General features: G+C 57.3%; 2 protein-coding genes. One reads left to right on the top strand and one right to left on the bottom strand.

The window, feature by feature from the left end:
• Window positions 1–193 precede the first annotated feature (193 nt).
• Window positions 194–1,123 (bottom strand): LysR substrate-binding domain-containing protein, encoded by a 930-nt coding sequence (locus tag ACQKDV_RS18970; protein WP_427785786.1) that lies wholly within the window; start codon window positions 1,121–1,123, stop codon window positions 194–196.
• A gap of 146 nt (window positions 1,124–1,269) precedes the next feature.
• Here ACQKDV_RS18970 and ACQKDV_RS18965 point away from each other — a divergent pair, with 146 nt between their 5' ends.
• On the top strand, window positions 1,270–2,136 hold the full coding sequence (locus ACQKDV_RS18965; RefSeq protein ID WP_427785785.1) for a pirin family protein: 867 nt from the start codon (window positions 1,270–1,272) through the stop codon (window positions 2,134–2,136).
• The last annotated feature ends 923 nt before the right edge of the window (window positions 2,137–3,059 follow it).

The following is a 3,059-nucleotide window of genomic DNA, read 5'->3' as shown; positions in this document are numbered from 1 at the left end:
CCGCTTGACCGTGAACAACTGTTCGCTGAAGACGTCTACGCCGCGCATTGGAAGGAGTGATGTTCCGACTCAAGTAGTCTACGAGCTGAGAGGTATTTCATCAGCCTGCTAATCGGCCGGGCGTCAGTGCAAAGTTCGAGGCCAGACAGGGGAGGGGCACCAGGTCGGCGACTTGCTCAGCCACCTCACCTAGTCATTGCGCCGGCTTATCGCTTTGCTCGTCCAGCGACATAGTGGCGAACTGCTCTACCAAGTGATCTATCAAAGCTCGCACGGAAGGAAGCATGTGGCGCCTGCTCGGAAGCACTGCGTGAATGACTTGCTCGGGGCAGTTCCATTCTGGTAGAACTTGAACCAGTCGTCCGTCGCGGACATCGTCCCTGACAAGGGCCAGTGGAACCATTGCTAGGCCCGCACCTCGTCGGGCAGCCTCCACCACTGAGTAAACGTCGTCGGTGAGGAAGTGAGGTTCATGACGAACCTTGGCTTTGGCCCCGTCCTGCCGTTCAAATACCCACTCGTGCAAGCCGGGCGTACTGCCAAAATCCAATGTCGGATAGGTTGATATGTCGGCTGGGCCAGAGGGAGGGGGCTGCGTGGCTAGCAGTTGCGGACTCGCGATCAAGACTCGCCGGCGTCTGGCCAGTACCCGTTGAACCAATTCTGAGTCGTTGAGTTGTCCGCTACTGTGGCGAACTGCAACATCGAAGCCTTCAGCAATCAAGTCAACCGGTCGATTGAACGCCTTCAGTTGAACGTTGACCCGAGGGTGGCTGGCCACGTAACTGGCGATCATTCGACTCACTCCCCCCGCCAGCAAGTCGGTTGTACAAGTGAGGCGAAGCGCACCGCATGGCTCGGCTTGATTGAGCGCGACCAAGGCATGAGCGGCCTCTGCCTCCTCCAGCATTGCCTTGCAACGAGCGAAGAAGAGTTGGCCGAGCTCTGAGACGGCAAAGCGACGCGTCGAGCGCTGTATCAGCCGGACGCCTAGTTGCTCTTCCAGTAGCGCGATTCGTCGGCTAAGTTTGGACTTGGGAACGCCGATGGCGCGCCCCGCTGGAGCGAATCCGCCATGCTCCACTACCATCGCATAGTAGAATAAATCATTAAAATCATGCATTTGGGTGCGCTCATTGGGTCGGGGTGGACTGTAGGCCCCGCTATTGTTCTCGGCATGAGACTCTGATGGCAAATTTCGACATCTACCAGGTCCAACATCTCGAGGCTATCTTCCCGCTTGACCTTTGGCGCCTCGCGAGGCTTTAAATGAAAGCAATCCAAGGTGTCTACAGTGGGTCACATCCCCATTGGGTGGGGGATGGCTTCCCGGTCCGGACTGTATTCTCATATAGCACCCATGGGCGTCACCTGAGTCCATTCCTTTTGTTGGACTATGCCGGGCCTCATGCGTTCAGTCCAACAGACGCACGGCGAGGTGTCGGGCGGCATCCGCACCGAGGCTTTGAGACGGTCACCATTGTGTACGAAGGTGAAGTTGCCCATCGCGATTCAACAGGCGCTGGCGGAGCCATTGGTCCAGGGGACGTGCAGTGGATGACTGCAGCGTCCGGAATTGTTCATGAGGAATTCCATTCTTCCGAGTTCGGGAAGCGCGGTGGCATTCTGAGTATGGTCCAGCTCTGGGTGAATCTCCCTGCCTCCAGAAAAATGGAACGCCCTGAGTATCAAGCAATCACCAGTGGTGAAATACCCGCCGTGGAGCTGGCAGATGAGGCGGGATCGATCAGGGTGATTGCGGGCACGCTACGGGGCGTAACCGGACCCGCGCGTACCAAGACGGCGATGAATGTCTGGGATATGCGGCTCAAAATTGGCTCTCAAACTCCTTTGCCGGCGTCAGATGGGTGGACCACTGCCATCATCGTCTTGAAAGGTACAGTCCGGGTCAACGGTGGCAGTAGTGTAGGTGACGCTCAGATGGTTCTTCTCGACCGGCAGGGCGAAGGAGTCCTTATTGAGGCCGATTGTGATTCGATTGTGCTGCTGCTTAGCGGCGAACCCATTGATGAACCTGTCGCGGGCCATGGGCCGTTCGTCATGAACACCCAAGAGGAAATCGCCCAAGCGTTCTCCGACTATAGCAGTGGGCGATTCGGACAGATTGGCAGCTAGTCTCCGTACGCCGGCTTATTCAATTTAGTATGGCTCGACGGACTGCGCGCACTGGCATGAAGGTGTCGCGGATTCTCCCCCGATGAGGCGTTCTCGGCGTTCGCTCGATCTTGTTGCGGAAATTGCGATTGATAAGCAGTTACTGGGTGAGTTCCGCGGCGTTGGATCGAGCGTTCGTCCCAATTGGGGCGGGCGTGATCTGTGAGCCACCGGGGCGACTTGGCGTCGTTGGAACAGGGAAAGGTTGGCCGTCGCGTCGCCTTGCTGCTCGAGCCACTAGCTGCAATTGAAGAATGACTTGCCGGAACACGCCGGCGCTTAAATTCTCTTACTGCCATCCAAGGGGCCTTTCAATGAGCTTCCTGCTGGTCTTTTGCCTTTTCGTGTTCGCTGAACCGCTTGAAACCAAGGCGGCTCCTCCAGTCCGGGCGGAGCTTGTTATGAATAACGGAAACGTGCTGACGCAAGACACGATCTCGCCCCGCGCAACTGCGATTGCCGTGCTGAATGGAAGAGTTTTGGCAGTCGGTAGCGATCGTTGGGTACGGCATCACATAGGCCCTGGCACTAGAGTGATCGACCTGCATCAGCGGACTGTGATTCCCGGACTCATCGACAGGACTGGGCTACGGCTACTTCAGGAGTCATCGTCTCGCGGTCTTGGAAGTCCCCAGCATCTCGATCAGACAAGGCGCCAATGGCAGCATTCAAGCAGTGCGCGCATGTCACAGGAGAGTCTGACCAACTCTGAGGTTGGTCGGCCGCTGGAAGAGGGCAGTCAGCTGCCTTGCTCAAATCGTGCTACGAGCGGCCCCAACGGAGCGTACGAGCGGGAGGTCGAAAAGAGCTTGGAGGATACAATGCCTCACCTGATTAGCACGATGCTTCAGCTGGAAAGACAGGGACATTGCGCAAGGCGCGCT

Origin of the sequence: Stenotrophomonas sp. NPDC077659, assembly GCF_050268705.1 — a bacterium.
In the GTDB taxonomy this organism is placed as follows: domain Bacteria; phylum Pseudomonadota; class Gammaproteobacteria; order Xanthomonadales; family Xanthomonadaceae; genus Stenotrophomonas.
Note: the sequence above shows the minus strand (reverse complement) of the source record. Positions and strands in the feature narration are given on the sequence as shown.